General features: G+C 67.6%; 35 protein-coding genes and 1 tRNA gene. 7 read left to right on the top strand and 29 right to left on the bottom strand.

The features are described 5' to 3' along the window. Nucleotides 1–75: 75 nt before the first annotated feature. From secY to ACOZ32_RS12025, 25 genes are read right to left on the bottom strand one after another with little or no spacing between them, the layout of a single operon-like run. Nucleotides 76–1,551, bottom strand: coding sequence for a preprotein translocase subunit SecY (secY, locus tag ACOZ32_RS12145; RefSeq protein ID WP_424335248.1), 1,476 nt, complete (start codon nucleotides 1,549–1,551; stop codon nucleotides 76–78). 3 nt (nucleotides 1,552–1,554) lie between these two features. Beyond that, nucleotides 1,555–2,016, bottom strand: coding sequence for an uL15m family ribosomal protein (locus ACOZ32_RS12140; RefSeq protein ID WP_010903256.1), 462 nt, complete (start codon nucleotides 2,014–2,016; stop codon nucleotides 1,555–1,557). 5 nt (nucleotides 2,017–2,021) lie between these two features. Next, nucleotides 2,022–2,486, bottom strand: coding sequence for a 50S ribosomal protein L30 (gene rpmD / locus ACOZ32_RS12135; RefSeq protein ID WP_205250921.1), 465 nt, complete (start codon nucleotides 2,484–2,486; stop codon nucleotides 2,022–2,024). Further along, nucleotides 2,486–3,124, bottom strand: coding sequence for a 30S ribosomal protein S5 (locus ACOZ32_RS12130; protein WP_010903254.1), 639 nt, complete (start codon nucleotides 3,122–3,124; stop codon nucleotides 2,486–2,488). The genes rpmD and ACOZ32_RS12130 overlap by 1 nt, the downstream gene beginning before the upstream one ends. Before the next feature lie 3 nt (nucleotides 3,125–3,127). Beyond that, nucleotides 3,128–3,679, bottom strand: a complete 552-nt coding sequence (locus tag ACOZ32_RS12125; protein ID WP_010903253.1) for a 50S ribosomal protein L18 — start codon at nucleotides 3,677–3,679, stop codon at nucleotides 3,128–3,130. Further along, nucleotides 3,679–4,128, bottom strand: a complete 450-nt coding sequence (locus ACOZ32_RS12120) for a 50S ribosomal protein L19e (protein WP_010903252.1) — start codon at nucleotides 4,126–4,128, stop codon at nucleotides 3,679–3,681. The genes ACOZ32_RS12125 and ACOZ32_RS12120 overlap by 1 nt, the downstream gene beginning before the upstream one ends. Then, nucleotides 4,121–4,840 (bottom strand): 50S ribosomal protein L32e, encoded by a 720-nt coding sequence (locus ACOZ32_RS12115; RefSeq protein WP_010903251.1) that lies wholly within the window; start codon nucleotides 4,838–4,840, stop codon nucleotides 4,121–4,123. The genes ACOZ32_RS12120 and ACOZ32_RS12115 overlap by 8 nt, the downstream gene beginning before the upstream one ends. Nucleotides 4,841–4,843: 3 nt before the next feature. Beyond that, nucleotides 4,844–5,380: a 50S ribosomal protein L6 gene (locus ACOZ32_RS12110; protein WP_010903250.1), complete on the bottom strand. Its 537-nt coding sequence runs from the start codon at nucleotides 5,378–5,380 to the stop codon at nucleotides 4,844–4,846. Nucleotides 5,381–5,383: 3 nt separating this feature from the next. Next, on the bottom strand, nucleotides 5,384–5,776 hold the full coding sequence (locus tag ACOZ32_RS12105; RefSeq protein WP_010903249.1) for a 30S ribosomal protein S8: 393 nt from the start codon (nucleotides 5,774–5,776) through the stop codon (nucleotides 5,384–5,386). Between the two features lie 2 nt (nucleotides 5,777–5,778). Further along, entirely contained in the window at nucleotides 5,779–5,937 is a 159-nt protein-coding gene (locus tag ACOZ32_RS12100; RefSeq protein WP_010903248.1) for a 30S ribosomal protein S14, read from the bottom strand. Further along, nucleotides 5,934–6,461 carry a 50S ribosomal protein L5 gene (locus ACOZ32_RS12095; protein WP_205250920.1) on the bottom strand — a complete coding sequence of 176 codons (528 nt, stop codon included), beginning with the start codon at nucleotides 6,459–6,461 and terminating at the stop codon, nucleotides 5,934–5,936. The genes ACOZ32_RS12100 and ACOZ32_RS12095 overlap by 4 nt, the downstream gene beginning before the upstream one ends. Continuing rightward, nucleotides 6,458–7,159 carry a 30S ribosomal protein S4e gene (locus tag ACOZ32_RS12090; RefSeq protein ID WP_424335247.1) on the bottom strand — a complete coding sequence of 234 codons (702 nt, stop codon included), beginning with the start codon at nucleotides 7,157–7,159 and terminating at the stop codon, nucleotides 6,458–6,460. The genes ACOZ32_RS12095 and ACOZ32_RS12090 overlap by 4 nt, the downstream gene beginning before the upstream one ends. After that, nucleotides 7,156–7,512, bottom strand: a complete 357-nt coding sequence (gene rplX, locus ACOZ32_RS12085) for a 50S ribosomal protein L24 (RefSeq protein ID WP_424335246.1) — start codon at nucleotides 7,510–7,512, stop codon at nucleotides 7,156–7,158. Before rplX ends, ACOZ32_RS12090 begins: the two co-directional genes overlap by 4 nt. 4 nt (nucleotides 7,513–7,516) lie before the next feature. Beyond that, the gene (locus tag ACOZ32_RS12080) at nucleotides 7,517–7,915 is read right to left on the bottom strand and encodes a 50S ribosomal protein L14 (RefSeq protein WP_010903244.1); all 399 of its coding nucleotides are present in this window, start codon (nucleotides 7,913–7,915) and stop codon (nucleotides 7,517–7,519) included. Next, nucleotides 7,915–8,244 carry a 30S ribosomal protein S17 gene (locus tag ACOZ32_RS12075; RefSeq protein WP_010903243.1) on the bottom strand — a complete coding sequence of 110 codons (330 nt, stop codon included), beginning with the start codon at nucleotides 8,242–8,244 and terminating at the stop codon, nucleotides 7,915–7,917. Before ACOZ32_RS12075 ends, ACOZ32_RS12080 begins: the two co-directional genes overlap by 1 nt. Next, nucleotides 8,235–8,606 (bottom strand): ribonuclease P protein component 1, encoded by a 372-nt coding sequence (locus ACOZ32_RS12070; RefSeq protein ID WP_010903242.1) that lies wholly within the window; start codon nucleotides 8,604–8,606, stop codon nucleotides 8,235–8,237. Before ACOZ32_RS12070 ends, ACOZ32_RS12075 begins: the two co-directional genes overlap by 10 nt. Nucleotides 8,607–8,614: 8 nt before the next feature. Then, nucleotides 8,615–8,830 carry a 50S ribosomal protein L29 gene (rpmC, locus tag ACOZ32_RS12065; protein ID WP_010903241.1) on the bottom strand — a complete coding sequence of 72 codons (216 nt, stop codon included), beginning with the start codon at nucleotides 8,828–8,830 and terminating at the stop codon, nucleotides 8,615–8,617. Further along, nucleotides 8,830–9,738: a 30S ribosomal protein S3 gene (locus ACOZ32_RS12060; protein WP_010903240.1), complete on the bottom strand. Its 909-nt coding sequence runs from the start codon at nucleotides 9,736–9,738 to the stop codon at nucleotides 8,830–8,832. Before ACOZ32_RS12060 ends, rpmC begins: the two co-directional genes overlap by 1 nt. Next, nucleotides 9,738–10,208 carry a 50S ribosomal protein L22 gene (locus ACOZ32_RS12055; RefSeq protein ID WP_010903239.1) on the bottom strand — a complete coding sequence of 157 codons (471 nt, stop codon included), beginning with the start codon at nucleotides 10,206–10,208 and terminating at the stop codon, nucleotides 9,738–9,740. Before ACOZ32_RS12055 ends, ACOZ32_RS12060 begins: the two co-directional genes overlap by 1 nt. A gap of 3 nt (nucleotides 10,209–10,211) precedes the next feature. After that, a complete protein-coding gene (locus ACOZ32_RS12050; RefSeq protein WP_010903238.1) occupies nucleotides 10,212–10,634 on the bottom strand; it encodes a 30S ribosomal protein S19 in 423 nt (140 codons plus the stop codon). A gap of 3 nt (nucleotides 10,635–10,637) precedes the next feature. Next, nucleotides 10,638–11,360, bottom strand: coding sequence for a 50S ribosomal protein L2 (locus ACOZ32_RS12045; RefSeq protein ID WP_010903237.1), 723 nt, complete (start codon nucleotides 11,358–11,360; stop codon nucleotides 10,638–10,640). A gap of 2 nt (nucleotides 11,361–11,362) precedes the next feature. After that, nucleotides 11,363–11,617, bottom strand: coding sequence for a 50S ribosomal protein L23 (locus ACOZ32_RS12040; RefSeq protein WP_010903236.1), 255 nt, complete (start codon nucleotides 11,615–11,617; stop codon nucleotides 11,363–11,365). After that, entirely contained in the window at nucleotides 11,614–12,366 is a 753-nt protein-coding gene (rpl4p, locus tag ACOZ32_RS12035; protein ID WP_205250919.1) for a 50S ribosomal protein L4, read from the bottom strand. The genes ACOZ32_RS12040 and rpl4p overlap by 4 nt, the downstream gene beginning before the upstream one ends. Nucleotides 12,367–12,369: 3 nt before the next feature. Next, entirely contained in the window at nucleotides 12,370–13,377 is a 1,008-nt protein-coding gene (locus tag ACOZ32_RS12030; RefSeq protein WP_010903234.1) for a 50S ribosomal protein L3, read from the bottom strand. Between the two features lie 4 nt (nucleotides 13,378–13,381). Continuing rightward, nucleotides 13,382–14,233, bottom strand: coding sequence for a putative RNA uridine N3 methyltransferase (locus tag ACOZ32_RS12025; protein ID WP_010903233.1), 852 nt, complete (start codon nucleotides 14,231–14,233; stop codon nucleotides 13,382–13,384). Nucleotides 14,234–14,480: 247 nt separating this feature from the next. Between ACOZ32_RS12025 and ACOZ32_RS12020 the strand changes: the two genes are divergently transcribed. The 6 genes from ACOZ32_RS12020 (at nucleotide 14,481) to cruF (ending at nucleotide 20,156) form a co-directional block, all read left to right on the top strand. After that, nucleotides 14,481–14,551, top strand: a tRNA-Gly gene (locus ACOZ32_RS12020). Nucleotides 14,552–14,656: 105 nt separating this feature from the next. Further along, nucleotides 14,657–15,910 carry an MFS transporter gene (locus ACOZ32_RS12015; RefSeq protein WP_010903232.1) on the top strand — a complete coding sequence of 418 codons (1,254 nt, stop codon included), beginning with the start codon at nucleotides 14,657–14,659 and terminating at the stop codon, nucleotides 15,908–15,910. A gap of 59 nt (nucleotides 15,911–15,969) precedes the next feature. Continuing rightward, entirely contained in the window at nucleotides 15,970–16,905 is a 936-nt protein-coding gene (mch, locus tag ACOZ32_RS12010) for a methenyltetrahydromethanopterin cyclohydrolase (RefSeq protein WP_010903231.1), read from the top strand. 46 nt (nucleotides 16,906–16,951) lie between these two features. After that, entirely contained in the window at nucleotides 16,952–18,490 is a 1,539-nt protein-coding gene (locus ACOZ32_RS12005) for a phytoene desaturase family protein (RefSeq protein WP_205250918.1), read from the top strand. A gap of 6 nt (nucleotides 18,491–18,496) precedes the next feature. Beyond that, nucleotides 18,497–19,324, top strand: a complete 828-nt coding sequence (locus tag ACOZ32_RS12000) for a prenyltransferase (protein WP_010903229.1) — start codon at nucleotides 18,497–18,499, stop codon at nucleotides 19,322–19,324. Next, entirely contained in the window at nucleotides 19,317–20,156 is an 840-nt protein-coding gene (gene cruF, locus ACOZ32_RS11995) for a bisanhydrobacterioruberin hydratase (RefSeq protein WP_010903228.1), read from the top strand. Before ACOZ32_RS12000 ends, cruF begins: the two co-directional genes overlap by 8 nt. Before the next feature lie 7 nt (nucleotides 20,157–20,163). Here the strand turns inward: cruF and ACOZ32_RS11990 are convergent, their stop codons facing one another. After that, the gene (locus tag ACOZ32_RS11990) at nucleotides 20,164–21,132 is read right to left on the bottom strand and encodes a phytoene/squalene synthase family protein (RefSeq protein WP_010903227.1); all 969 of its coding nucleotides are present in this window, start codon (nucleotides 21,130–21,132) and stop codon (nucleotides 20,164–20,166) included. A gap of 148 nt (nucleotides 21,133–21,280) precedes the next feature. On the opposite strand from ACOZ32_RS11990, the gene ACOZ32_RS11985 reads away from it, so the two are divergent. Beyond that, nucleotides 21,281–21,772 (top strand): hypothetical protein, encoded by a 492-nt coding sequence (locus tag ACOZ32_RS11985; protein WP_285265222.1) that lies wholly within the window; start codon nucleotides 21,281–21,283, stop codon nucleotides 21,770–21,772. A gap of 5 nt (nucleotides 21,773–21,777) precedes the next feature. Here ACOZ32_RS11985 and ACOZ32_RS11980 read toward each other — a convergent pair whose 3' ends face one another. From ACOZ32_RS11980 to ACOZ32_RS11970, 3 genes are all read right to left on the bottom strand, one after another. Continuing rightward, a complete protein-coding gene (locus ACOZ32_RS11980; protein ID WP_010903225.1) occupies nucleotides 21,778–22,146 on the bottom strand; it encodes a hypothetical protein in 369 nt (122 codons plus the stop codon). A 34-nt stretch (nucleotides 22,147–22,180) separates the two neighbouring features. Beyond that, the gene (locus ACOZ32_RS11975; protein ID WP_424335245.1) at nucleotides 22,181–23,803 is read right to left on the bottom strand and encodes a GTPBP1 family GTP-binding protein; all 1,623 of its coding nucleotides are present in this window, start codon (nucleotides 23,801–23,803) and stop codon (nucleotides 22,181–22,183) included. Nucleotides 23,804–23,877: 74 nt separating this feature from the next. Further along, complete coding sequence (locus ACOZ32_RS11970; protein ID WP_205250913.1) at nucleotides 23,878–24,489, bottom strand: HAD family hydrolase; 612 nt, start codon at nucleotides 24,487–24,489, stop codon at nucleotides 23,878–23,880. Between the last annotated feature and the right edge of the window lie 25 nt (nucleotides 24,490–24,514).

The following is a 24,514-nucleotide window of genomic DNA, read 5'->3' as shown; positions in this document are numbered from 1 at the left end:
GGGTTTAGGCTAGCCTAAAACAGGATAAGCGTTCGGATCCAACGCCGCCGCAGAAAAACGGGTCGTGGAACGGCGTTAATCGCCGCCGCCGAACATCTCGCGCATCATCGGATGCATCTCCATCATCTGCTCTTCGGCGATCTCCTCGTAGAGCTTGTAGGTGATCGAGATCGTCAGCAGCAGCCCGGTTCCGGAGACGTTTCCGATCGTCCCGAGCATGTTCGCCATCACGGCGAGCAGCCCGACAAGCGCCCCACCGATCACGGTGACCTGCGGAATGTACCGCTCCATCACCTTCTCGATGACGCCCTGGTTCTTCCGGAACCCCGGGATCTGCATCCCCGAGTTCTGGATCTGGCGGGCGGTCGCGTCCGGCCCCATGTCCGCGGTCTCGACCCAGAAGATCGCGAAGATGGCGCCGCCGATGATCATGAACGACAGGTCGATCGCGATCCGGATCAGGACCTGCCACCTCGCGGCGGTCGCGCCGCTCGTCCACCACATCCACGCGTTCGGACTGTAGATGGGCGCGAGGTAGTAGAACAGCCCACCCGTGACTTGGCCGTTCCCGCCATAGACGCCCAGCCACGTCGGCATCGACGCCAACGTCGAGTTCAGGATCTGGCCGAGGAACTGGATGTTCGCCTGCAACGCGCGCACCAGGATCATCGGCAGGACGCTGGCGTAAATGAGCTTTACCGGGAAGCGACCACGCGCGCCTTTCACACGCGCGTGGCTCAGCGGGATCTCGACGCGCACGCTCTCGGCGTACACGACCACGACGTAGATGAACAACGTCGTTAGCAGTCCCAGGATGCCCGCCTGCATCAACAGGAACTCGATCCCGCCGCCGGACAGCAGCGGCGGCATGTTCGAGACGTTGCCGACGATGATGTCGAACCACGTCGGGAGCAGCCCCTGGCTTCCAACACCGCCTTCCCAGAAGACCAGCCCGCCGACGAGGCTCTGGCTCACACCGGCAACGATGAACAGCCCGATCCCGGAGCCGACGCCCCACTTCGAGATCACCTCGTCCATGAACAGGAGGAGGACGCCGCCGGCCGCGATCTGGGCGAATATCAGGACTTCGACGCCGAACGCGCCGCCCGGCATCGACTGCGCGAGCTGCTGGCTCGGCTGCAGGAAGTTCCCCAGGAACACCATCGGTGCCCCTGTCAGGACGACCATCACGCCCACGAGGAACTTCTGGAGGCCCTGATAGATCGCCTGGTCACGGGGATCGTTGTCCGTGTCCAGGCCAAGCAGGTTCGCGCCGCCAAGCAACTGCAACACGATACTCGCCGTGACGATGGGCCCAATGCCGAGCTGGAGTACGGTACCCTGACCGCCAGCGAGCAGGCTCCGGAACTGTCCGAAGAAGTCGTTGCCGGCAGTCTGGATTCCCCACAGGGGAACGTTCGTCAGGAAGAAATACAGCACAAGCACGCCGCCTGTCCAGTACATCTTCCGCCGGAACGGCACGTGTCCCTCCGGGCGTTCGACCGCGGGCATCCGCGTGAGAACCGGTGCAGCAGCCTCCTTCCAGCCCATGGGTTACTCCTCGTCGTCCTCGCTTGCGCGCTCGGAGACGACGGCGTCGCCGCCCTCGCCTTCGATGAGTTCGACGGCCGCGTCGCTGAACGCGTCCGCGGTCACTTCGAGCTGCTCGTAGAGCTGGCCGCCACCGAGCACCTTCACCACGTCGGCGTCCCAGCCGTCGTCAACGACGTCCCGTGCGTCGACACGGTAGCCGAACTCGGTTTCTTCGGCGACGCCGGACTCGCTGAGTACGGGGATGTCTTCGTCGAGTTCCTGCACGGAGAGCACCGCCACGTCGCGGTCGGTTTTCTCCGGTCGTTTGAACCCGCTCTTGCCGACGTCCTCGTAGTTGTGTTGCTCGTGTTTCTTGCGGCCCGCGCGGCCACGGCCGCCACGGTTACCGGCGCCGCGGCGGTTCTTGTGCGTACCGCCGCCGTGCGTGCGGGAGCCGCGTTGTCGTCGTTTCTTGTCGGTCATGGTTTCTATCGCATGTCGGTGAGGAGGTGATCGATCTCCTCGGTCGTGTGTTTCCCGAGTTGCCCACCGTCGCTGGCGGGCGTCTTGATGCCGTCGTGGCCGCCCCGTGGCGGATGCAGCCGAATCACCGGCGCGAGGCCGGCGTCCGAAAGCGTCGTCTCCTCGGCGAGCAGCGCGCCCGCCAGGTCGGCGACATCGTCGTACTCGGTGTGCTCGGCGACCCACGCGTCGTCGACGTCGCCCGCCCCGCTGGCGGGCTCGCCGCGACTCTCGATGAGGTCCGCCAGCACGGCCTCGCTCGGCTCGCCGAACGCCACGTAGTCGTTCACCTTCGCAACCATCCCCGAGTACGTGTCGGTCTCGGGGACCAGCGCGCAGTGGTTCACGCTGTGGATGTTCAGCATCTCCAGGGTGTCCTGGATGTCGCGGCTCATGTCTACCGGACCGCGAACCTGAACGAGTGCCTGCATCACTCGATCACCTCGCGTTCCTCGCGTGCGTGCTGTGGCACACGCGCTTCGGAGGTCTCACGCAGCGCGTTGAACGTCGCCTTCGCGAAGTTCACCGTCGTGCGCGTCTTCCCCGAGGACCGCGTCCACACGTCGTCGATGCCAGCGAGCTCGAGTACGTGCTGGACCGTCTCACCGCCCGCGAGCCCGAGGCCGCGGGGTGCCGGCATCAGCTCCACGTCGACGCTGCCCGCCTTGCCGGTGGACTTGAGTGCGACGGTGTGGGGACGCCCACAGCCACACTCCCAGGACCCACAGCCGCGGGAGACGTCGATGATGTTCAGCTTCGCTACCTCGATCGCTTTCTGGATGGCGCCGCCGACCTGATCGTCGCGGCCCTCCGCGTAGCCGACGTAGCCGTCGCGGTTCCCGATCGCAACGACGCATCGGAACTTCACGCGGCGACCGGAGTCGGTCATCCGCTGCACCATATTGATGTCCAGCACTTCGTCGTCCAACCCCGGCAGGAGCTGGTCGACGATCTCTGGCTCCTTCAGGGGCAGCCCGGTGTCGAGGGCCTCCGACATGTCCTCGACCTCCCCGTCCTGCACGAGGCCGCCGAGGCGGGTCTTCGGTTGCCAGGTGTCGTTGTAGCTCATGTGTTAGTCCTCCATGATGGCTTCCCGTGTTTCGTCGAAATGCGCGGGAAGCGCCGTTGCGTCGAAGTCACCGCTGTACAGCGGCTCGTCGAGACTCTCAGCGTACTCCGCGATATGCTCGCCGCGGGTGCGACTCCAGTCCGCCAGCACGGAGTCGTTGTGCGGAACGTCCAGGCCGGCATCGATCGCGCCCTCCTGGATGGCGAACACCTTCGAACCCGGGGTGGCCGTGTTCAGGCCGATGTCGAGGACCGCCTCCTCGACGCCCGCGTCCACCGCGCGCTGTCCAGCGAGCAGCCCCGTCAGGTACGCTGCCGGCAGGTTCCCCGTGGGAGCCGCCCAGCCGTACGCGTCGAGGTCACTGGAATGTGCGCTTGCAACTGTCTCGTCGCCGTCCGGGCCGGTCGTGACCAGCTGCGCCGTGACGTGCTTGTTGCTCTTGCGAGCGACAAGCCGGGGTTTCCCCGACTTCAGGAGGCGCAACCTCTGATGGTAGTCCGTCCGGACCTCGCGGCGGCGCCGCATCGGCACCTTGTATCTAGGTCCTGTCGCCATTAGCTATCACCGTAGTTCTCTTCGACGTAGTTCGTCAAGCGCCGAACGCTATCGAACTCGCCGCCGTTTGCCATGTTGTACATCTCGCGGTACTGCGCGGGGGACAGCGTCCCGTCGTCGCGCAGCTCCCGGAGCTGCTGTCGCTGGGCACGGATGCCAGCGACGTACTCGCGCTTCTCGTTCTGCCGCGCGCCGGCTTTCCCCTTCCGGGAGCCAGCGCCCTTCTTGTGCCCGTAGGACTCCTTGGCGTCGCGCTCTCGCGCGCGACCCCGAGAGTTGCCCTGGGTGTCCTCGGCGTCGATGGTGCCGTCCGCGACCAGCTCACGGATGTCCTCGCGCGTGATCGCGTCGGCGATCTCGGACTGGGCGTCAGGGTCGAACCACACGCGGTTCTCGCCGACATCCAGCACGTCAGCCGCGAGGCGTTTCTGTGCGCTCAGATCACTCATTGTCCTCGACCTCCACTTCGACGTACGTCGGGTTCAGGACACGAATGCCCTGTGATTCGGCGTGCTCTTCGATTCGCTCGCGCTTGCGAGCACCGACCTTCGAGGCGATCCGCGCCGCCTCGGTGTCGGGGTCCACGCCCGCGAGGTCGTCGGTGTTGTGCACGCGCACTTCCTCGAACCCGCTGGGGTGTTTGCCGCGAACCGCCGTCGGCGTTCGGAACCCGGCTTCGACGGTGTCGCCTTTCCCCTTGATGCCGCGGCGCTGCTTGGACAGCGTGCCCTTCGGTCGCCGCCACGACGTCGGGGTGCGCTTTTTCTTGTGGTAGTCCTGGCGGTTGAACTGCGGCGTGTTGACGCTGCGCCGCTTCTGGAGCAGTCGCTGCTCGTCCTCGCTGAGGTCCGGGGTCTTCTCGGTCAGCCCGCGGGCCCGCAGCTCGGTCTCCACGTCCGCGTCGGTGTCCGCCTCGTCATCGCCGCCGACTTCCTCGACTTCGGCGTCGGTGTCGGCCTCGACTTCCAGGCCACCAACGTCGGCCTTGATGCGCGCTGCGAGCGCGTTCCCGATTCCGTCGGCCTCGGCGAGCTCGCTCTGGTCGGCCGCCTGCACGTCCGCGACTGACTCGAAGCCGGCCTCCGCAAGCGCCTCGGCCTTCGACGGCCCGACGCCGGAGATATCGGCGAGTTCTTCGGGTGTGTCGTTCTCGTCGCTCATCTATCAGGCACCTCCTTTCGCGGGCTTCTCGACGATGTAGACGCCGTCCTGGAAGACGCGCGTGTCCTTGTCGGTGACCCGCGTTAGCTGTTCGATGTCGGCCGCCGTCTGGCCGACGTCCTCGATACTCGGGCCGCTGAGCGTGACCTCCTCGTCGTCCACGACCACGTCCGTGTCACCACGGATCTGTGTGCGACGGGCTGCCTTCTCGCCGAGGAAGTTCTGAATCACGACTTCCTCGCCCTCCACGTCGACCTGCATCGGGAAGTGGGAGTAATGCACTTCGAGCTTGTACTCCCAGCCCTCGCTAACCCCGTGGAACATGTTCGCCACGTGGCTCTCGAAGGTCCCGACCGTCGAGTCCGTCTTCGCGTCGTCGACCTCGCTGGCGACGACGACAGCGTCGTCCTCGACGGACACGTCAACGTCAGGATACCAGAGGCGCCGTGTTACGGACCCCTCGGGGCCTTCAACGGTGAGATCGAGGTGGTCGACCTCGGCCGTCACGTCATCCGGAATTTCGATTTCGACTCGTGCCATGGTTCAGTATACGTACGCGATGACCTGGCCACCGATGCCGGCCTCGCGGGCCTCGTAGTGGCTCATGATGCCGTGGCTGGTCGTCACAACGAGCGAGCCGTAGTCCCGAGCCGGGAGGTATCGCTTCTCCCACTGCTCGAAGCCGTCCGCCCCCACGGAGTAGCGTGGGTTCACCGGACCGCACTCGTTGATGGCACCTTTCAGTTCGACCTCGAATCGGCCGGCTTTCCCGTTGTCGACGAACTCGAAGCCGTCGATGTACCCGCGGTCGTAGAAGACCTCGAGGACGGAGCCAACCATGTTCGAGGCGGGCGCTACCGTGTGTGTGAGATGGCCGACGCTCTCGGCGTTATCGATGCCGGAGAGTGCGTCGGACAGTGGATCGTTTGCCGTCATTGTTAGCTGTACTTCTTGAAGCCCATCGAACGGGCGATCTCTCGGAAGCACTGTCGACACAGCCAGATGTCGTACTTGCCGACGAGGCCCTGTTCGCGGCCACAGCGTCGGCACTCGTGTGTCTGACCCGTCTCTTCGGCTTCGCCGTCCGTCTCGCTCATTCGTTGACCTCCACGTCGAAGTTGGATACGAGGAACGACACCGCGTCCTCGGAGTTGAGTCGGTGATTCGACGGAATCTGTCGCGTACCCTGGTCGCGCTTCGCAACCCGGTAGCCGGGACGCGTGAGGTTCACCGTCACGTCCATCCCGTAGATTCCGATGTTCGGGTCGTACTCCTGGCTGGGGAAGTCGGTGTGCTCTTCGATGCCGAAGCTCACGTTCCCCGTGTTGTCGAACTGCCGGCGGTCGAGATCAGCGGCCGGCAGCGCGCGCTCCAGGAAATCCACTGCGGTGTCGTCGCGCAGCGTGACCTTCGCGCCGATCGGGTCGCCCTGCCGCAGCCCGAACTCGGGCTCCGGGCTTTTGGCCTTCGTACGAACCGTCTGCTGGCCGGTGATCGCTTCGAGGATCGTCTCGGCGTTCTGGAGCTCGACCCCACCCTGGCCGACGCCCATGTGGACGACGACCTTCTCGATGCGGGGCTCCCGCATCTCGTGGAAGTCAGTGCTGTCAGCCTCGCTCATTCGTCATCCTCCTCCACGAAGTTCTCGTCGATGACGACGACGTACTCCGCGATCGTCTCGAAGCCGCCGTTCTCGTCGTCCACCCGGACGGTGTTGCTCGCGCTGCCCGGCTGCACGTTGATCTCGGCGATCTCACCGATGTCGCCGGCGTGCTGGCCGGCAACCGCGGTGACCAGCGCGCCCTCCTCGTACTGGAAGTGCGCGACGATCTCGTTGGTGTCGGTGTCGACGACGACCGAGTCCCCGCCCGCGTACGCGTCCTCATCGAGGGCGAGGTTCGAGCCGTCGTGGAAGTTCAACTGTGTGCGACCGCCCGACACGGTCGTCTTGTCAGTGACTTTGTTCAGCTTGCTGCCGGCCGCGTCCGCGTCGATCTCCGTGAGGCCGAGTCGACCGCCCTCGTCGGGGAACACGCGGTAATACTCGTTGCGGTCCGGGAACGCCAGGATGTCGAACATCCCGATCGGACGGTTGACGTCGCCGACCGAGTCGCCGTTGACGAGCACGCCGTCCGTGTTGATGGCGTACTGCGCCTCGCTCGTGTCGTCGACGTACTCCAGGACGTCCCGAAGCACAACGACCAGTGGCACGCCGGATTCGCCGTGCGGGCCGGCCCCGGCCTTCGCGGTGAACGTCTCCGTCTTCCGCTCGACGGGCCAGGATTTCGGTACCGAAAGTCGCTTCTGGTGATTCGTCATTCGTTGTCACCTTCCAGTCGCTCGACGCGCATGTCGTCATCGAGATCGAGGTCGGTCACGCGGAGGTTACTCGACTCCACCGGCCGCGGCGTCTCCTCGCCGTCGGCGGCCTCCACCGTGACGTCCTCAACGAAGACCTCGGCGTCCCGCAGGTCGACGTCGGTGACTTCGCCGTCCTCACCGGCGTCGTCGCCACGCATGACCTCGACGGTGTCGCCGACGTTCACGCGGACGTTGCGCTGGCCGTACTCCTCGCGGAGCTCCTCGGACAGCGTTGCCCGCACTTGGTCTTGCTTCTCGTGCAGCGACGCGCGCTTCGTGCGAGTTCGCTGTTTGTGTGGTTGCTCGCTCATGGTTCTATACGATCATCGTCGCGGTACTCGCGATGGTCCCGTACCGTTCGGCCACCTCACGCGAAATCGGGCCCTTGATCTCGGTCCCGCGAGGCTCGCCGAGGTCGTCGATGATGACCGCGGCGTTGTCCTCGAATTTCACGCGAGTCCCGTCCGGGCGTCGGATCGGCTTGCGCTGGCGCACGACAACGGCCTCAAGCACCTGCCGACGCATCTCCGGGGTCCCTTTGGTGACTGAGACGGTGATCGTGTCGCCCAGTCCAGCCTTCGGGTGGCGGTTCTTTCGTCCTTGATACCCCATCACGCTCGTGATTTTGAGCTCGCGTGCGCCAGTGTTGTCGGCGCACGTGATCAGCGAGCCCTTCTCCAATCCCTGGGTGATGTCCGCCTTGATGGCTTCCATCAGGCGTCACCTCCGTCCGTGATCTCGACGACCACGTGGGATTTGGTCTTCGAAAGCGGTCGGGTTTCTGCGATGCTCACCGTGTCGCCGACACTGATGTCGAAGCACTCTGGTGCGTGTGCCGGAACGCGCGACCGCCGCTTCATGTAGCGGTCGTACTTCGGCACGAACACGTCGTACTCGCGTTCGACGACAACGGTTTTCTCCATGTCTGTGGACGCCACTTCACCCTCCAAGACCTGCCCGCGCACGGAAAGATTCCCGTGGAACGGACAGTCCTCGTCGGAGCACGTGCCCTCCGGTTCTGTTACGTTCAGTCCTATCGCCATTTCGAATCAACTCCGTTTTCGGAGCGCCGCTCGGGTCGTGAGAGCAATCGTCCTCCATCCACCGTAACGTAGGCCACGCTCTCGCCAGTGGTTTGGCGTGTCTCGCCACCTGCAGGTTTGAACGCGGTCCCGACCCCGTTGTCCGGGGCCGCAGCTTCATCTGTGAGACGGAACTCGAATGTCGCCCCCTTCTTGGGGACTTGTGCCACACCCGACGCAGTCCGGAGCACCACCGTCTGCATCGTCTCGTCGACGACGCGTCCGGCGATCCCCACCCGCGACTGATCGGTGTCCGCAGCGACCCGCGCGTGCAGGCCCAGCAGCTCGTGTCGCGGCAGCGATTCGGGTGTGATGGTCGTCATGTTCGTCGTTATTCGTCGTCCGCGAGGTCGCCTTCCTCCCGCTGCACCGTCTTGATGCGGGCGATGGTCTTCCGCAGCTCGCTGATGCGGCCCGGATTGTCCGGCGCACCACCGGCCGCTTTCACGGCTTTCGAGTTCAAGAGCTCGGTTCGGAGCTCCTCGAGTTCGGCCTCACGCTCCGCCGGCGTCATGTCACGGATCTCGCTCGTGTAGAGGATCGCCATTATTCGGCACCTCCATCCTCGTCGTCCATCTCATCGAGGAGGTCTTCGGCGGTGTCGGCGGCCTCGTCGTCGACGTCACTGAACTCGTCGTCCTCGTCCTCGCCTTCGACCGCGTCGGCGAGCTCGTCGAGTTCCTCTTCGACGTCGTCGTCGGTCTCGATGACCTCCTCGTCCTCGAAGTCGGCGGGCTCGGACTCCGGTTCGGCCGCCGCATCGGCGTCGGCGTCCTCGGCGTCCGCGTCCTCGCCCTCAAGCAGCTCTTCGAGGTCCTCGCCGGCCTCGGCCTCGTCCACGACGAGGTCTTCGATGTCCGCGTCCTCCTGGATCTCGAAGTCGTCGGGGAGTTCGGCGTTCGGCGGGATGATCTTCACGTTCACGCCGATGGTACCGAGCTTCATCACGGCAACGCCTTTGCCGTGGTCGACGATCTCCTCGGCCGGCTCGCCGTTGTGCTTGATGTAGCCGCGGTTGAACTTCTCGACGCGACCGCGGTTCCCGGTGACCTTCCCGCTCAGCACGATCTCCGCGCCGAGCGCGCCGGACTCCATGATGCGGTCGATCGTGGTGTGGCCGGCCTTCCGGAAGTACCAGCCACGTTCGAGCGCGTTCGCCAGTCGGTCGGCGACGATCTGCGCGTTCAGGTCGGGCTCCTCGACCTCCTGCACGTCGATCTGTGGGTCTTCGAGGTCGAATCGCTCCTCGAGCTGTGTGGTGATCTTCCGGATGTTCTTCCCGCCTTTCCCGATGACCATCCCGGGCTTCTCGGCCTTCAGGACGATCTGCATGCCCATCGGCGTTGGCGCGAGTTCCATCCCGCCGTAGCCGGCGCGTGCCAGCTCCTCAGCGAAGAACTCGTCGATCTGACTGCGCTGAAGTCCTTGTTCGATGAATTCGAGTTCGTCCGCCATCAGGCGGTCACCTCCTCGGTCTCGGTCACGACGATCTCGACGTCACAGAGCGTCGCGTTCCACGTGGTCGCGCGCCCCATCGCACGGGGTTTGCGGCCCTGGCTCTCACCGACCTTGTGCGGGGCGACGTGTTCGATCACCATCTCGTCGGCGTCGAACCCCTGCTGGTCGGCGTTGTTCGATACGTTCGACAGCAGCTTCAGGAAGTCCTTCGAGGCCTTCTCCGGGTAGCGCCCGGCGTCCCAGCCGTCGATGTCGTTCCGGTGACCGACGCCGCTGTTGTGCTGCTTGAACGGCACGGATCGCTCCTCGTCGATGACCGCCTGGAGGTACTCTTTCGCGTCGGCGACCGTTTCCCCGCTGATCTCGCGGGCGATGGCCTTGCTGTGCTTCAGACTGATGGAGCGCTCTCGGAGCATGGCTTTCGCCGACGCCTCCGAGTCCACGTCCACGCTGTAGCTGATTCCCATGGTTTATTTGAGCGGCACGAACTTCGAGGAGCGGGTCGCGCCGATGCCCGCCTGCCCGTGTTCGACCGACGACCGCGTGAGCTGGAACTCGCCGAGGTAATGCCCGATCATCTCGGGCTGGACCTCGACACGCTCGAACTCCTGGCCGGTGTACACAGCGAACGTCAGGCCGACGAACTCCGGCAGCACCGGCATATCACGCAGGTGCGTTCGGATCGGGTTGTTCGCCGTTTCCTCGGTGCCCGACTCGCGTGCCTCCGCGAGCACCTTGTGGTGCTCCTCGGAGAGGCCACGGGTGATGGTTCGCCGCTGGCGTGCGGGAAGCAGTTCCGCGACGTCCTCCAGGCTCATCTCCTGCAGCTCGTCGAGGTCGTGGCCGCGGTAGGTGAACTCCCCCTCACGGCCGGTTCGGTATTCCGTACTCATGGTTTACTCGTTGCCCCCGCGGCCCGTCCGCTTGGAGGCGATGTCTCCGACCTTGCGGCCGGGTGCTGCGTCCCGGGAGACCGACTTCGGTCGGCCCGGGTGCTGGCGGCCACCGCCACCGAACGGGTGGTCGACGGCGTTCATCGCAACACCACGCACGCGGGGCCACTTCGTCCCGCGCGCCTTCATCTTGTGGTGCTTGTTGCCAGCCTTCACGAACGGCTTCTCGGTCCGGCCACCGCCCGCCACCACGCCGATGGTTGCGCGGCAGTCCGGGGAGAGGCGCTTCGTCTCGCCGGACGGCAGCTCCACGATCGTGGCGTCACGCTCGTGGGTCACCAGGTCGGCGTTGACGCCGCCCGCGCGGGCGAACTTGCCGCCGTCGCCCGGATGACTTTCGACGTTGCAGACCGGCACTCCCTCGGGGATCTCCGCCAGCGGGAGGGTGTTGCCCTCCTCGATCGTGGCGGAAATCCCGATCTCGATGGTGTCGCCGACACCGACGCCCTCGCTGGCGAGCACGAGGCGCTGGTCGTCGTCCTCGAAGGCGACGCGGGCGACCGGCGCGCTGCGCGCCGGGTCGTGTTCCACGTCGATGACCTCGCCGGCCAGCACGTCCGTGTCCTCGGTTCGCTTGTGCGACAGTTCGGCCTTGTATCGGTGCGACGGCGCACGGAACGTCGACGTCCCGCGCCCGCGTCGCTGCCCTTGGATCCTGCGTCCCATTCTCAGAACACCCCGATGCGGGAGGCGACGTCTTGGGCGTCGTCCTCCGCGGAGAGTTTCACCGTTGCCTTCTTCTCGGCTTCGGGCGTGATCTGTGTGTTCACGTCGACGACCGTGACGTCGTACTCCGACTCGACGACATCCCGGATCTCGGGTTTCGCCGCGTCGATGTCGACGATGAACTGGAGCTTGTTCTGGAAGTCCATCTCGTCCATCGCCTTCTCGGTCACCAGTGGGTAGTCGATGATCGAACTCATCGCTGTGCCACCTCCTCGACGGCGCTTTCGGTCCACACCGTCAGTCGGCCCGGCTCCGCGCCCGGCGCGAGGTCCTCGGCGTTCACTTCACGACCGGTCGCCACGTCGACGCCCGCGAGGTTGCGGGCGGCCGTCGACGGCCCGCTCTCGCTGGCCGTGACGAACAGGATCGACGTCGGCTCCTGGTATTTGCGGCCGCGCAGCGTTCCCTGGCCGGCACGAACGGTGCGGCCCTCGTCTGCGCGCTCGATGTCCGCGTGGACGCCAAGCGCCTCCAGGAGGGAAACGACGTCCTGGGTTTTCACGAGATCCTCGAAGTCGTCGCTGACAACGAGGGGCAACTCGACGTCGTCGTCGAAGTTGTGGCCGCGGTCGGCCACCAGCTCGCTGTCCGTGGTCGCCGCGACGGCGGCCCGAACGGCGGCCTTGCGCTCCTTGTCGTTGACGTCGAGACCGTGGTCTTTCTCGGCTTTCGGCGGGTGCGCTTTCCGGCCGCCGACAGTCTGGGGCACACGGGCACCCTGCCCGTTTGCTTTCGGCACGTGGGCCATTCCACGGCCACTCCCCTGTGACTCGGCGGTGGTGCGCAGGCCGGCGTACTCGTCCGCGCCGTACTCCTGTGTCCGATTGGCCTGAGCGGCGAGCACGGCTCGCTTCACGAGGTCCGGGCGGACCGGTTCCTCGAAGACCCGCGGCAGGTCAAGCGTGCCAGCGTCGTCGCCGTCCAGGTCGCGTACGGTTACCTGCATAAATTATCCCTGGTTGGATGCGGTGCTCACGTACCGCACCTCCGGATCGAGGCGCGGCGATTCGTTCGGCCGGACGGCCGGCCGGAAGCGCACGAGGCGCTGCTCCGGGCCGGGCACCGAGCCTTTCACGAGCGTGTACGGGCCGTCGACTTCGCCGTAGTTCGGGAAGCCGCCGTCCGGCGTCGGCTCGTCCCCATCGTTGATGTCGATGAGGCGTTTGTTCAGTTCGGTGCGCTGGTGGTAGCCGGTCTGGCCCTGCTGTGGAACCGTCGAGCGAACCCGAGAGGGGTTCCACGGGCCGAGGTTACCGATGCGGCGCCGCCAGCCCTGGCGGGCGTGCTTGCCCTTTCGCTTCTGGACGCCCCAGCGCTTGACGGGGCCCTGGGTGCCCTTGCCTTTGGTGATGCCCGCGGCGTCGGTGAACTCACCGGCGCGGAACACATCGCCGAACGCGTGGACGCCGCCGTCCTCGATGAGGTCGGCAGCGAACTCCAGTCGGTCGGCGAGCGTGCCGCCGCCGACGCGAGTCTCCATCACGTCCGGGTTTTTCTTCGGGACGCCCGCGGTGTCGCCGGGGACCGTGTGCGTGATGACACGGATGTCGGCGATTTCCTCGGTGTCGAGCGCCTCGATCAGTTCGTCTGTATCTCCGCCCTCGTCGGGGACAGAGAGCGTGCGGTCGAGCGACTCGTGGGTGTCGTCCGCCCAGACTTCCGTTAGCGGCTTCTTGCCGTACGGCGTGTCCTCGTAGAGGCGGACGGCCGCCGCCCGCATGGGCGGCGTTTCGACGACCGTCACGGGGACGGTCGTCTCCATGCCCTCGGTCGGTGCGTTGGCCTTGTCGTCAACGAGGACGACGTGGGTCATGCCGGCCTTGTAGCCAGCGAAGCCCTGGAGGCCGACTTCACCGTCGTCGGCGGGCCACGAGTTGAAGCGCGGTACTTCGCTCTCCGCGCGCTTGCGGGGACTGAACCCCATCGAGCCTTTGCGTGGTCGGTTTGGCTGTGGCATCGTATCACTCCGTGAGCGTCAGGGAGCCGAGTGTCGCGAGCACCGCTTCTTCGGTGCGCACGACCTCGCTCCCCTGATCGGGGATGGTGTTGAGCCAGGCGTCGAATCGCGCGGGGGCGTCTGCGGATGAGTCGGTGACCGACTCGTTGACCGCGTCCGCCGAAACACCAAGCATGGGCGGCAGCCCACGTTCCGGTGCTCCGAACGCAACGGTCACGCCGTCCCTGGCGATGCGTTCGCGGTACCCACCGAGGGAAGCCACCGAAAGCGGCTCCCCGTGCCGGGAGGTCGCAATGCGAACGCCCGCGTCGGAACGGTCTAAAGCGTCACCGAGACCCGTGCGTTCGACCGAAAACCCCGGGAGGGGGTCGTCGACCAGTTTCGCACGGACCGGTCGTCGCGAAGAGACCCTGATGGTCACGCGCTCTCCTTCCGAGACCGCCATTCCTGGTGGTTCGTGGAGGGAGATCGGGTGTTGCATGCCGCAATTGACCCGAACGCGCCCTTCAGATCCGACCTGGGTCACGATTCCCTGTCGTAACGACCCAGACCCGCTCGAGTCTGAGCCGGTCCATGACGAGAGACGGAGCGGGGGCAGGACACCGGCGTACGCCAGTTCGTCGCGCGTATCGAAGGCCTCCTTTCGGAGGTATGGTGGCGTTGCGGCGTACCGCAACACCGTTTCGACGAACCCGCCGCCCCACTGCCGCTCGCCGTCTTCGTCGGGGAAGACAACGACGCGGTCGATCCGGAACACCGCCGCCGCGCGGGCGACGTAACCGAGCTTGCGAGTTGCCTCGCGTTTGTCCTCGGCTTCCCGGACGAGGGACGACGGCACGAGTACGCTCCGTGTCATGCCGTGTCGCGTCCGTGTCTCGTCACGAGACTGTAGCATACGTACAGATCACTCCCTAAAAAGGGTGGCGTTTCCGAACCGGCCGTGTGTCGCCGTCGCACGCACTCACGCCCCGGATCGTTTCGGCTCGCGTGCTGATCCGTCCGCGGCGGTCGCATCCGCGATCCATGGGGCTGACTACCGTACTCATAGCGTCCGTCAAAGAACGGATTTATATACACCCGCGTCGTTGTTCAGAATGCGAAGGGCGCTGGTAGTGTAGTGGTATCACGTGACCTTGCCATGGTCACAACCTGGGTTCAAATCCCAGCCAGCGCATTTCTCACCGTCGTTGTGTCCGATAGCCTGCCGTCGGCTGTCCGCACTCGCTCGGTCTCGAAGCATACTTGAACGCCGACGGGAACCGATAGCTGTCCCGCTGACATGAGTCGCCTCTCGAAGTCACAGGTCATCCGCCGGTATTACCTCTACAGAGCCACCGCCCGCCCCGGCTTCCATTACGCCATCTACACGTTCTTCTTGCTGTTCAACGGGCTGTCGTACACCCAGATCGGACTCATCGCCTCGATCCAGTCGATCGTCGTCGTCGCGTCCGAGGTCCCCACGGGCTACGTCGGCGACCGCATCGGCCGCCGGAACAGCCTCGCGGTCGGTGCCGCCATCCTCCTCGTGTCGAACGCCAGCTACCTCGTCGCCACGGACCTCATCGGGTTCACGTTCACCTTCGTCACGCTCTCGTTCGGCGGTACGTTCATCTCCGGCTCCGCCAGCGCGTGGCTCTACGACACCCTCCAGGAGCACGACAGCGCCGACGAGTTCACGCGCATCAGCGGGCGCGGGCGCGCCATCGGACTCTACGTCGGCGCTGTCGGCGTCGTTCTCGGGGCCGTTCTGTACACGGTGGACCGCTCGTATCCGTTCGTTGCGGGCATCGTGACCGCCGCGCTCGCGGCCGCGTTCGTGCTCCGCCTCCCGCAGAACGAGGCCTACGACGACAGCGCCGCCGTCGAACAGGACCGCATGTCCGTCGCCGACGCGCTCCCGGTCATCACCGACCAGCTGACCACCCCCCGGCTGCGGTGGTTCGTCGTCTACGTCTCGCTCATCAGCGGCACCATCTGGACGATGGACATGTGGATTCAGCCCATCGCCCGCGACGCCATCGAGGCGACGTTCCTCCCGCTGCTGCAGTCACTCCCCCTCCCGCAGCCCGCCGTTCTGTTCGTTGGCGGCCTCTACGGCGCGTTCCGGCTGCTCTCGGCGGTCACGAGCGATTACGCCGGCGACCTCGAAGGGCTGTTGGGCGTCCGGACCTCCCTCATCGTCGTCCCCGCCGCCATCGCCGCGACGTACGTCCTCGCGGGCCTGGTTCCCTGGGTGGTGTTCCCCATGTTCTTCGCGCTGAAAGGCGGGGGGTCGCTGCTGCGCCCCATCCAGAACCGCTATCTCAACGACAACGTCGCGTCCGTCGGGCGCGCAACGCTGCTGTCCGCGGTGGCGATGCTGCGGCAGGTCGTCGGTGCGCCGTTCCGGTTCGCCAGCGGCGTGCTCGCCGACGCGTTCTCGGCCGTGGACGCCGTCGCCATCCTCGGCGGCGTGTTCCTGGTCGGGGCGGCGCTGCTGTGGGTGCTCCGGCCGCCGGTCCGCGCGGACTACCAGCCGCCGCCCGGCGAGTGACCACCGCGCGCCGGCCGCTACTGCGAACCCTCTTGTATCGGGACGCCAAACCCCGCGGTATGGAGAGTCTCAACCGGATGGCGCTGGAACTCGCCGACGAGGCCTTGGAGTTCACCGAGGAACTCGACATCGGTGCCTTCGAGCTGGACACCGGCACGACGGTCATCGACTTCGGCGTGGAGCACGACGGCGGCCTGGAGGCCGGGCTGCTGTTGGCGGAGCTGCAGACCGCGGGGCTGGCGACTGTGCAAACGCGCGTCGACACCGTCGGCGACGCGACGTTCCCCCACGTCGAGGTCGCCTGCGACCAGCCCGCCGTGGCCATGCTCGGCGCGCAGAAAGCCGGCTGGGAGCTCGCCGTCGATGACTACGAGGCGCTGGGCAGCGGGCCGGCCCGCGCGCTCGTCGCCACCGAGGGCGAGTTCCAAGCCATCGACTACGTCGACGCCTTCGAGTTCGCGGTGTTGACCCTGGAGAGCACCGGCCTCCCGACGACGGCCGCCGCCAGTGAGGTCGCCGCCCGGGCGGGCGTCACCGAGGAGAGCGTCTTCCTGCCGACGTACCGCACGGCCAGCGTCGCCGGCAGCGTCTCCGCCGCCGCCCGCACCGTCGAGTTGGCGGTGTTCCGCCTCTACGAGCTCGGCTACGACCCCACGGACGTCCTCTCGGCGTCGGGCTGTGCACCGGTCGCACCGGTCGCCGGCGACGAACAGACGGCCATCGGCCGCACCAACGACGCCCTCGCCCACGGCGGCCGGGTTCACCTCACGGTCGCGGAGGACTTCGACGCCTTCGACGCGGTGGTGTCCTCGGCGGCGGCCCGCTACGACGACCCGTTCGCGGAGGTCGTCGGCACCGACGACTGGGATGCGGGCGACGTGGACAACGGCGTGTTCGGTCCCGCCCAACTCACCGTCGACGTCGTCGGCGGCCCCACCCACGCGTTCGGCACCGTTCGCGAGGACGTGCTCGCCGACGGGTTCGGGCTGTCGTAACGCCGGAAGGCGGCGTTTTATCTGGCGTCCGGCCCACGGCACTGCCATGGACGAACTCGCGGGGACATCGGTGGCGGTCATCGGTGCCGGCTTCGGGGGGCTCTCGACGGCCTGCTATCTCGCCGACGCCGGCGCGGACGTGACCGTCGTGGAGAAAACCGACCAGATCGGCGGCCGTGCGAGCACCCTGGAACGCGACGGGTTCCGGTTCGACATGGGGCCGTCGTGGTATCTGATGCCGGACGTCTTCGAGGAGTTCTTCGCGTCGTTCGACAGCCACCCCAGCGACTACTACGGGTTGACGCGCCTCGACCCCCACTACCGCATCTTCTTCAAGGACAACGAGGGGCGGCGGCCCGGCCGGGACGCCCCCGGCCTGAACGTGGACACCGACGGCGACACCATCGACGTGACGCCCGACCGCGAGCAGGTCAAGCAGGTGTTCGACGCCTACGAGCCGGGCGCTGGGGACGTGCTCGACGACTACCTCGCGCAGGCCAAGGAGAACTACGAGGTCGGCATGGAGCACTTCGTGAAGACCGACCGCCCCCGGGTCCGGGACTGGATGGACCCGAAGCTCGCGGAGTACGCCCGCGGCCTCACGCTGCTGGGGTCGATGCAGGACCACGTCGAGCAGTATTTCGACCACCCGAAGCTCCAGCAGGTGATGCAGTACACGCTGGTGTTCCTCGGCGGCTCCCCGGACACCACGCCGGCGCTCTACAACCTCATGAGCCACGTGGACTTCGGGCTCGGCGTCTACTATCCGGAGGGCGGCATGGGGGGTGTCGTCGACGGGATCACGGCCCTCGCGCGCGAACTCGGCGTCGAGTTCCGCACCGGCCACCCGGTGTCGGCGATCAAGGGCCGCCGGGGCGGCTTCAAGCTGGACACCGAACCCGGTGACGCCGTGCTCGCGGACGTCGTCGTCTCCGACGCCGACTACGCCCACACCGAACAGGCGTTGCTCCCCGCGCAAAAGCGCCAGTACGACGCCGACTACTGGGACGCCCGGACGTACGCGCCGTCGGCGTTCCTGCTGTACCTCGGCGTCGAGGGCGACGTGGAGCCACTCGCCCACCACACCCTCGTGTTGCCGTCCGACTGGGACACGCATTTCGCGCAGATCTTCGACGACCCCGCGTGGCCCGACGACCCCGCGTACTACCTCTGCGTGCCCTCGAAGACCGACGACACCGTTGCGCCCGACGGGCACAGCAACCTCTTCGCGCTCGTTCCCGTCGCCCCGGGGCTGGACGACACCCCGGCCGTCCGTGAGTCCTACCGCGACCTCGTGCTCGACGACATCGCCGAGAACACGGGCGTCGAACTGCGGGACCGCATCGTCGTCGAGGAGCGGTTCTCGGTTTCGGAGTTCGCCGACCGGTACAACAGTCACCAGGGCACCGCGCTCGGGCTGGCGCACACGCTGCGACAGACCGCGCTGTTCCGCCCGCCGCACCGGTCGACCGCCCTTGACGGCCTCTACTTCACGGGCGCGAACACAACCCCCGGCATCGGCGTCCCGATGTGTCTGATCAGCGGCGAAGTGACCGCCAACAACGTGCTCGCCGACGCGCGCTGACACACCATGTTCCGGTATCTGTTCGTGCTGTCCCGGCCGCGGTTCTGGCTGTACCTCGCCGGCCCCGTCTTGGTCGGCGTGTCCTACGGCGCGACCACCGTCGGGGAGCTGTTCAGCGCGCCCGCGGTGGTGCTGTTCAGCTACTTCCTGTTGCCCGCGAACATCTACCTCTACGGCATCAACGACGTCTTCGACCGCGACGTCGACGAGACGAACCCGAAAAAGGACGGCCGGGAGTCGCGCTACCGGGGCGGGGCCGCAGTCGCGGTCATCGTCGCCGTCTGCGGGGTGTTCCTGGGGTTCGTCGCCGCCCCGCTGCCGGCCGAGGCGTGGCCGTACCTGGCTGCGTGGTTCGTGTTGGCGACGGAGTACAGCGCACCCCCGCTGCGGTTCAAAACCACGCCGGTGTTGGACTCGCTGTCAAACGGCCTCTACGTGCTGCCGGCCGCGGCCGCCTACGCCGGCGTCTCCGGCACCCACCCGCCGCTGCTGGCGGTCGCGGGCGGCTGGCTGTGGGCGATGGGGATGCACACGTTCTCGGCCATCCCCGACATCGAGCCGGACCGCGCCGCCGGCATCCAGACCACTGCGACCGCGCTGGGCGCGGACCGCGCGCTGGCGTACTGCGCGGGCATCTGGCTGCTGTCGGCCGCCGTCTTCGCGCTCGTCGACGTCCGGTTCGGGCTGTTGTTGCTGGCGTACCCGGTGTTGGTGTTCGGGATTCGCCGCCTCCAGGTGGCCGTCGGGCGCGCGTACTGGTGGTACCCCGCGGTGAACACGCTCGTCGGCATGGTGTTCACGCTGGGCGGACTCTGGGGGGTCGTGCATGGCTGATCGCGCCCGCGTCGAGGCCCGCCTCCACGAACTGGTCGCCGCCTACCGCTTCGAGATCGCCGTGGTGTTCCCCGTCGTCGGCGCGGTGACGCTGCTCGCCTCCGCCTGGGGGTGGCTGCCGCCCGCGCTCTCGTTCAACCCCTACTTCATCCTGTTCGGCACCGTCGTGATGCGGCTGCCGTTGGTCGCCGGGCTGGCCCCGCTCGTTGACCGGCGCGCCGCCGTCGCGGTGGCGGTGCTCACCGCCTACGCCTTCGGCATCGAACTGCTCGGCGTCACCGCCGGCTGGCCGTACGGGGAGTTCGCGTACCGCATCGAACTCGGGCCGATGCTCGCCGGGAAGGTGCCACTGGGGCTGCCGGTGTTTTTCTTCCCACTGGTCGTCAACAGCTACCTGCTCGTCGTGTTGCTGTTGGGGCCGCGCGCCCGCAACCGGCTGCTGCGGCTGGCCGCCGTCGCCGCCACCGTCGTCTGGATGGACGTCGTCCTCGACCCGGCGGCCGTCGGCCTCGGGTTCTGGCGGTACTTCGCCGGCGGCCCGTACTACGGCGTGCCGCTGTCGAACTACGCGGGCTGGGTGCTGTCGGCGGTCGTCTCCGTGAGCCTGCTCGACTGGGGGTTCTCGCGGGCGGGCATCCAGGCGCGGGTCGCGGACTGCGAGTACCTCCTCGACGACCTCGTGAGCTTCGTCATCCTCTGGGGGACGGTGAACCTCGCGTTCGGCAACCTCCTCCCCGCGGCCGCCGCGGCCGCTCTGGGCGTCGGCTTGCTGCAAACCGACCGCTTCGACTTCGCCGTGCTGCGTGATCGCGGCCCCGGCACGCGGCAGTAGCCCCGCGCTACCGCGACGGCGTCGGCTGCGGATCGCCGTGGCGGCGGCGGCTGTCGCCGGTTTCCGCCAGTCCCGTCGCCCGATAGAACACCGCCTCCGGGCTGGAGTTCAACGCCCACAACGCCCGCGTTTTCGCCACCAGCCAGAGCTTCCGCGGCGTCGACAGCGACGGCGTCGCAGTGAGCACGTCGCAGTCCCGCTCCCGGATGGCCCGGTGGTGGTCGGCGTACAACACGGCCGACACCAACACCGCGAACTGGCAGTCCTCGGGGAGGTATTCGATGCCGGCGACGCCCGTCCGGTATTTGCGTTCGGTGTACGCCAGCTCTTCCCGCATCGCCTCCCGGAACCCCGCATCCACCGTGCGTGCGCGGAGCTGCTCGACGGTCACGCCGTGATCGGCCCGCGACTCCGCGGGGAGATAGACGCGGTCGTACTCGTGGACGTCCTCGGCGACATCCCGCAGGAAATTCGACAGCTGGAACGCCTCCGCGAGCGCCGCGGCGTGGGGAGCCGCCGTCTCCGGCTCCGCGACCTCCATGACGTCCATCATCATGTAGCCGACCGCGACGGCCGACCCCCGCATGTACTCCTCGAGTTCGGCGTGTGACTCGTAGCGCGTCTTCTCCAGGTCGGCCTGCATCGCGTCGATGAACGTGTGGATGTCCTCGTCGCTGATGCCGTGGCGGGTGGCCAGCTCCCGGAACGCAGCCAGCACCTCGGTGTCGGCGGCGACCGACTCGGGGTCGCGGGCCCCCAGTGCGGCCGCCCGGATCCCCTCCAGCTCCTCGCGTTGCACGCCCGGATCGCGATCCGCGGTCGTGTCGACCACGTCGTCGGCCACGCGGAAGAACGCGTAGAGGACGTACGTGGCGTGGCGCACCCGCGTGGGAAGCAACCGCGTCGCGAGGTGGAACGTCTTCCCGGTGCGGCGCTGTATCGCCTTACTCGTCGTGATGTGTGTTTTCTCGACCATGTAGCGGACTCCCCGCGGCACGCGGGCTGCTGGCGCGCCCCGTCGTCATTGCACGTGCGTATGCGTTGAGAGAAGAAAAAACACGGTGCAAGCTGCCCGGTCGTCCGCCTCCAAACGACTGAAGGCAACGCAACACCGACATCCGCGCATGCAGCGAAAGCCTGTTCCGCCGGCACCGTCCTCGCTGGCGGCTGTGGGGGACGTCCGCGACGCCACCCCGCTCGTGCCCAAACCCGAGGACGACTGCTGTCGCCGCCTCATCGAGCGCGCCGGCGTCGAGGACCGTGGCACGGCGTCCGCGTGGCTGGTGTTCCTGTCCGCGGTCGGCGTGCTCGTCGACGACGACGCCGGATACGCCCGCCGCGGCGACGTCGGCGTCGACGACCGCGAGGCGCTCGCCGCCGGGTTCCGCGCGAACGTCTTCCTCGGCGGCGACGTCGTGGACGCGCTCGACGACACGCCGGCACAGCCACGCGACGTTTTCGACGCCGTGCGCGAGCAGGTCCCGCCCTGGGAGCGCGCGAAACGCGACAACTGGCAGGCGTTCTGGACCGGTCGCGTGCGCCGCCGCCTCGACTGGGCGGCGCTGTTCGGGCAGGCGGTTCGTGTCGACGACACCCCCTGTTATCGGCGGGCGTGAGCGCGCTACGCCACGTACTGGCGGGTTCGCGCGTAGAACACGGCCTGCCCGGCGAACACGCCGGCGGTGGCCGCGGCCGCGATCGTCACCGCGGCGCTGTCCGCCACCGCGAGCGCGGCGTACCCGCTCGCGACCCCGGCGACGGCTGTGCTGGTGGCCGCCAGCGCGCCGTCGATGATCTGGCGGCGGCTCGACGCGCCCGCCTCGTAGGCCGCTCGGTCGAGGTGCGTGCTCGTTCGTGCCAGCGACGGCATGGCCGCGGCGAGCCCGAGCACGAGCGCGGACGCCGTCCGCAAGCGCACCGACAGCGCCCCCGCGACCACGCCCGCCACCACCACGCCGACCGCGAACTCCAAGGTGTTTCGGCTGCTCATACGCGGCCTGGACGCCGGAGGCAGGAAAACCCCGTCACTCCACGACATCGGTGACCGTGCCCACGCCCTTGCTGGACCCCTCACGGAAGACGAACCGCTGGCCTTCCTCCACGAGATACGGCCGGAACTTGAACCGGACGCGGGTGTGGCCGGCATCCCCGGGCAGCAGCTGGCCGTCCGCGGGCGTGAACCGCGCGGCCTCCCCGATGGTTTCGAGGTGCACCACGGGCTCGTAGCCGGCGTCGATGCGCGTGGGGTGGTTCAACACCATCACCTCGGCGTCGAACGCCCGGACCGGCGTGGGGTCGGCGTCCCCCGGCAGCAACACCATCCCGCGCTCGATCGCCTCCTCGCTGACGCCCTTCAACGCGATCCCGACGATCCGGCCGGCCTGCGCGCTGTCCACGCGGTGGTAATGCATCTCGATCGACCGCACCTCAACGGTCCGGAAGCTGCCGTTCGGAAACGGCCCCAACAGGAGCGTCTCCCCGTCCTCGACGGTCCCCGATTTCACCGTGCCGGACGCGACAGCGCCCACGCCGGTCACGCTGTACGTGCGGTCGACGTACATCCGGAACGGCCCGCTTGCCGCCGTGGTCTTCGGGAGCCGCGCGAACAGCTCATCGAGGACCGCGAGTCCGTCCCCGGTCACCGCGCTGGTCCGGACGATCGGCACCACGCCGTCCCCGAGCTCGTCGACGGCGGCGTCGACGCCGTGGCGGGCGACCGGCAGCGGCGCGCGCTCGGTGCGCCGGAGCAACGCTTCGACCTCGCGCTCGACGGCCGCAACCCGGTCGTCGTCCACGAGATCCGTCTTCGTCACCGCGACGATGGTCGGCAGCTCGGTCGCCAACAGCACGCCCATGTGTTCGCGCGTGGTCTTCGTGGGGCCGTCGTCGGCGGCCACCGTCAACAGCCCGTAGTCGAGTTTCTGGCCGACCAGCCCGCGGATGGTCGTCGACAGCCACGGCTCGTGGCCGACGGTGTCGACGAACGACACCACGCGGTCGGCGGCCTCCACGACCGCCGCGCGCTCGTCTTTCCGGTCGGGGTTGCGCACCCGCAGCGGGCCGTCGCCGTCGAACCCGTAGACCCCGTAGGAGAGATCCGCCGACAGCCCGCGCTCGACCTCGTGGGGCTGGACGTCCAGGAACCCGCGCGTGGCACCGTCGCCGTCGTCGGCGTCACCGGTCACGAGGCTGCCCACGAGCGTCGACTTCCCGTGGTCGACGTGGCCGGCGGTGCCGACGATGATGTGGTCGTCGCCGGCCGCAAGCCCGTCGCCGTCCTGCACCGTCGCGACGCCCACGATCCCGTCGGTGCCGGCGGCCGCGTCACCGACGCTGTCGATGCCCCACGTCTGTACGTCCGCGATGTGTGCGCCCGCCTCGTCGGCGAGCAGACTCAACACGTCCATGGTCTCGGCGAACGTCGCCTGACTGACGCCCGCCAGCCCGCCGTCGTCGGTCACCCCGAGCACGTATTCGGCCTCCCCGTCCCCCGACAGAATGCGGTGGCGGAGCTGTGCTGTGAGACTCTCCAAGCGCCCCTCGGCGAGGTGGATGTCACGACTGAACCGCTCTTTGAACTCGACGCTGCCGCCCTCCTGTTCGCCGCGCTCCAGTGCGGCGGCCAGTCGGGCGCGGTCGCGTCCCATGCCCTGGGGTTAGGCGCTACCGACCAAAAGCTTTCTCCGAGTGACACCCCGTCCGGACGCCACACGCACCCCTCTCACTGCGGCCAGTCGATCCGGTCGACGGCGTCGGCGAGCGTCCCGCCGTCGTATCGCACGCCACGCCACCCCGCGCTCGCCGCCCCGTCGACGTCCGCGTCGGAATCCCCGATGAGCGCGTACGCGTCGGCCGGCAGGCGGCGCTCGGCCAGCGCGAACGGCTCCGGCGCGGGCTTGTGTGCGCCCGCCTCGTACGCCGTCACGACCGCGTCGACGTGGCCCGCCAGCCCCGCGGCGGCGAGCTTTGCGCGCTGCCACTCCGGCACACCGTTGGTCAACACGCCGACCGGATGGGCCGCCGCCACGCGTTCGAGCGTTGCCGCCGCGTCCGGTGTCGGCTCGGTCGCCGCCACCTCGGCGTCCAGCAACGCGCCCACCGTCTCCTCGACACCGCACTCGAACTCCGTCTCCGCACGCACGTGCTCGACGCCGCCCCGGTACGGCGCGGGCGCACACGCCTGGAACCGCTCGACGAACCCGTCGCCGTACGCCTCCAGCCACGCCCGTGGACTCTCACCGGCCACCCGCTCGAAGGCGTCCTCCAGGGCAGCGGTGACCGACGGCTCGGTGTGAATCAGCGTCCGATCGAGATCGAAATAGATCGCGCGCACACTCCCCCTACACTCCCGGGACGGT

The sequence above is a fragment of the Halobacterium sp. MBLA0001 genome (assembly GCF_049705385.1).
Taxonomy (GTDB): Archaea; Halobacteriota; Halobacteria; order Halobacteriales; family Halobacteriaceae; genus Halobacterium; species Halobacterium salinarum.
Note: the sequence above shows the minus strand (reverse complement) of the source record. Positions and strands in the feature narration are given on the sequence as shown.

Coding starts and splice junctions, on each gene's coding strand:
- secY (WP_424335248.1), bottom strand. CDS start 1,551: ATGGGCTGGAAGGAGGCTGCTGCACCGGTTCTCACGCGGATGCCCGCG.
- ACOZ32_RS12140 (WP_010903256.1), bottom strand. CDS start 2,016: ATGACCGACAAGAAACGACGACAACGCGGCTCCCGCACGCACGGCGGC.
- rpmD (WP_205250921.1), bottom strand. CDS start 2,486: ATGCAGGCACTCGTTCAGGTTCGCGGTCCGGTAGACATGAGCCGCGAC.
- ACOZ32_RS12130 (WP_010903254.1), bottom strand. CDS start 3,124: ATGAGCTACAACGACACCTGGCAACCGAAGACCCGCCTCGGCGGCCTC.
- ACOZ32_RS12125 (WP_010903253.1), bottom strand. CDS start 3,679: ATGGCGACAGGACCTAGATACAAGGTGCCGATGCGGCGCCGCCGCGAG.
- ACOZ32_RS12120 (WP_010903252.1), bottom strand. CDS start 4,128: ATGAGTGATCTGAGCGCACAGAAACGCCTCGCGGCTGACGTGCTGGAT.
- ACOZ32_RS12115 (WP_010903251.1), bottom strand. CDS start 4,840: ATGAGCGACGAGAACGACACACCCGAAGAACTCGCCGATATCTCCGGC.
- ACOZ32_RS12110 (WP_010903250.1), bottom strand. CDS start 5,380: ATGGCACGAGTCGAAATCGAAATTCCGGATGACGTGACGGCCGAGGTC.
- ACOZ32_RS12105 (WP_010903249.1), bottom strand. CDS start 5,776: ATGACGGCAAACGATCCACTGTCCGACGCACTCTCCGGCATCGATAAC.
- ACOZ32_RS12100 (WP_010903248.1), bottom strand. CDS start 5,937: ATGAGCGAGACGGACGGCGAAGCCGAAGAGACGGGTCAGACACACGAG.
- ACOZ32_RS12095 (WP_205250920.1), bottom strand. CDS start 6,461: ATGAGCGAGGCTGACAGCACTGACTTCCACGAGATGCGGGAGCCCCGC.
- ACOZ32_RS12090 (WP_424335247.1), bottom strand. CDS start 7,159: ATGACGAATCACCAGAAGCGACTTTCGGTACCGAAATCCTGGCCCGTC.
- rplX (WP_424335246.1), bottom strand. CDS start 7,512: ATGAGCGAGCAACCACACAAACAGCGAACTCGCACGAAGCGCGCGTCG.
- ACOZ32_RS12080 (WP_010903244.1), bottom strand. CDS start 7,915: ATGGAAGCCATCAAGGCGGACATCACCCAGGGATTGGAGAAGGGCTCG.
- ACOZ32_RS12075 (WP_010903243.1), bottom strand. CDS start 8,244: ATGGCGATAGGACTGAACGTAACAGAACCGGAGGGCACGTGCTCCGAC.
- ACOZ32_RS12070 (WP_010903242.1), bottom strand. CDS start 8,606: ATGACGACCATCACACCCGAATCGCTGCCGCGACACGAGCTGCTGGGC.
- rpmC (WP_010903241.1), bottom strand. CDS start 8,830: ATGGCGATCCTCTACACGAGCGAGATCCGTGACATGACGCCGGCGGAG.
- ACOZ32_RS12060 (WP_010903240.1), bottom strand. CDS start 9,738: ATGGCGGACGAACTCGAATTCATCGAACAAGGACTTCAGCGCAGTCAG.
- ACOZ32_RS12055 (WP_010903239.1), bottom strand. CDS start 10,208: ATGGGAATCAGCTACAGCGTGGACGTGGACTCGGAGGCGTCGGCGAAA.
- ACOZ32_RS12050 (WP_010903238.1), bottom strand. CDS start 10,634: ATGAGTACGGAATACCGAACCGGCCGTGAGGGGGAGTTCACCTACCGC.
- ACOZ32_RS12045 (WP_010903237.1), bottom strand. CDS start 11,360: ATGGGACGCAGGATCCAAGGGCAGCGACGCGGGCGCGGGACGTCGACG.
- ACOZ32_RS12040 (WP_010903236.1), bottom strand. CDS start 11,617: ATGAGTTCGATCATCGACTACCCACTGGTGACCGAGAAGGCGATGGAC.
- rpl4p (WP_205250919.1), bottom strand. CDS start 12,366: ATGCAGGTAACCGTACGCGACCTGGACGGCGACGACGCTGGCACGCTT.
- ACOZ32_RS12030 (WP_010903234.1), bottom strand. CDS start 13,377: ATGCCACAGCCAAACCGACCACGCAAAGGCTCGATGGGGTTCAGTCCC.
- ACOZ32_RS12025 (WP_010903233.1), bottom strand. CDS start 14,233: ATGACACGGAGCGTACTCGTGCCGTCGTCCCTCGTCCGGGAAGCCGAG.
- ACOZ32_RS12015 (WP_010903232.1), top strand. CDS start 14,657: ATGAGTCGCCTCTCGAAGTCACAGGTCATCCGCCGGTATTACCTCTAC.
- mch (WP_010903231.1), top strand. CDS start 15,970: ATGGAGAGTCTCAACCGGATGGCGCTGGAACTCGCCGACGAGGCCTTG.
- ACOZ32_RS12005 (WP_205250918.1), top strand. CDS start 16,952: ATGGACGAACTCGCGGGGACATCGGTGGCGGTCATCGGTGCCGGCTTC.
- ACOZ32_RS12000 (WP_010903229.1), top strand. CDS start 18,497: ATGTTCCGGTATCTGTTCGTGCTGTCCCGGCCGCGGTTCTGGCTGTAC.
- cruF (WP_010903228.1), top strand. CDS start 19,317: ATGGCTGATCGCGCCCGCGTCGAGGCCCGCCTCCACGAACTGGTCGCC.
- ACOZ32_RS11990 (WP_010903227.1), bottom strand. CDS start 21,132: ATGGTCGAGAAAACACACATCACGACGAGTAAGGCGATACAGCGCCGC.
- ACOZ32_RS11985 (WP_285265222.1), top strand. CDS start 21,281: ATGCAGCGAAAGCCTGTTCCGCCGGCACCGTCCTCGCTGGCGGCTGTG.
- ACOZ32_RS11980 (WP_010903225.1), bottom strand. CDS start 22,146: ATGAGCAGCCGAAACACCTTGGAGTTCGCGGTCGGCGTGGTGGTGGCG.
- ACOZ32_RS11975 (WP_424335245.1), bottom strand. CDS start 23,803: ATGGGACGCGACCGCGCCCGACTGGCCGCCGCACTGGAGCGCGGCGAA.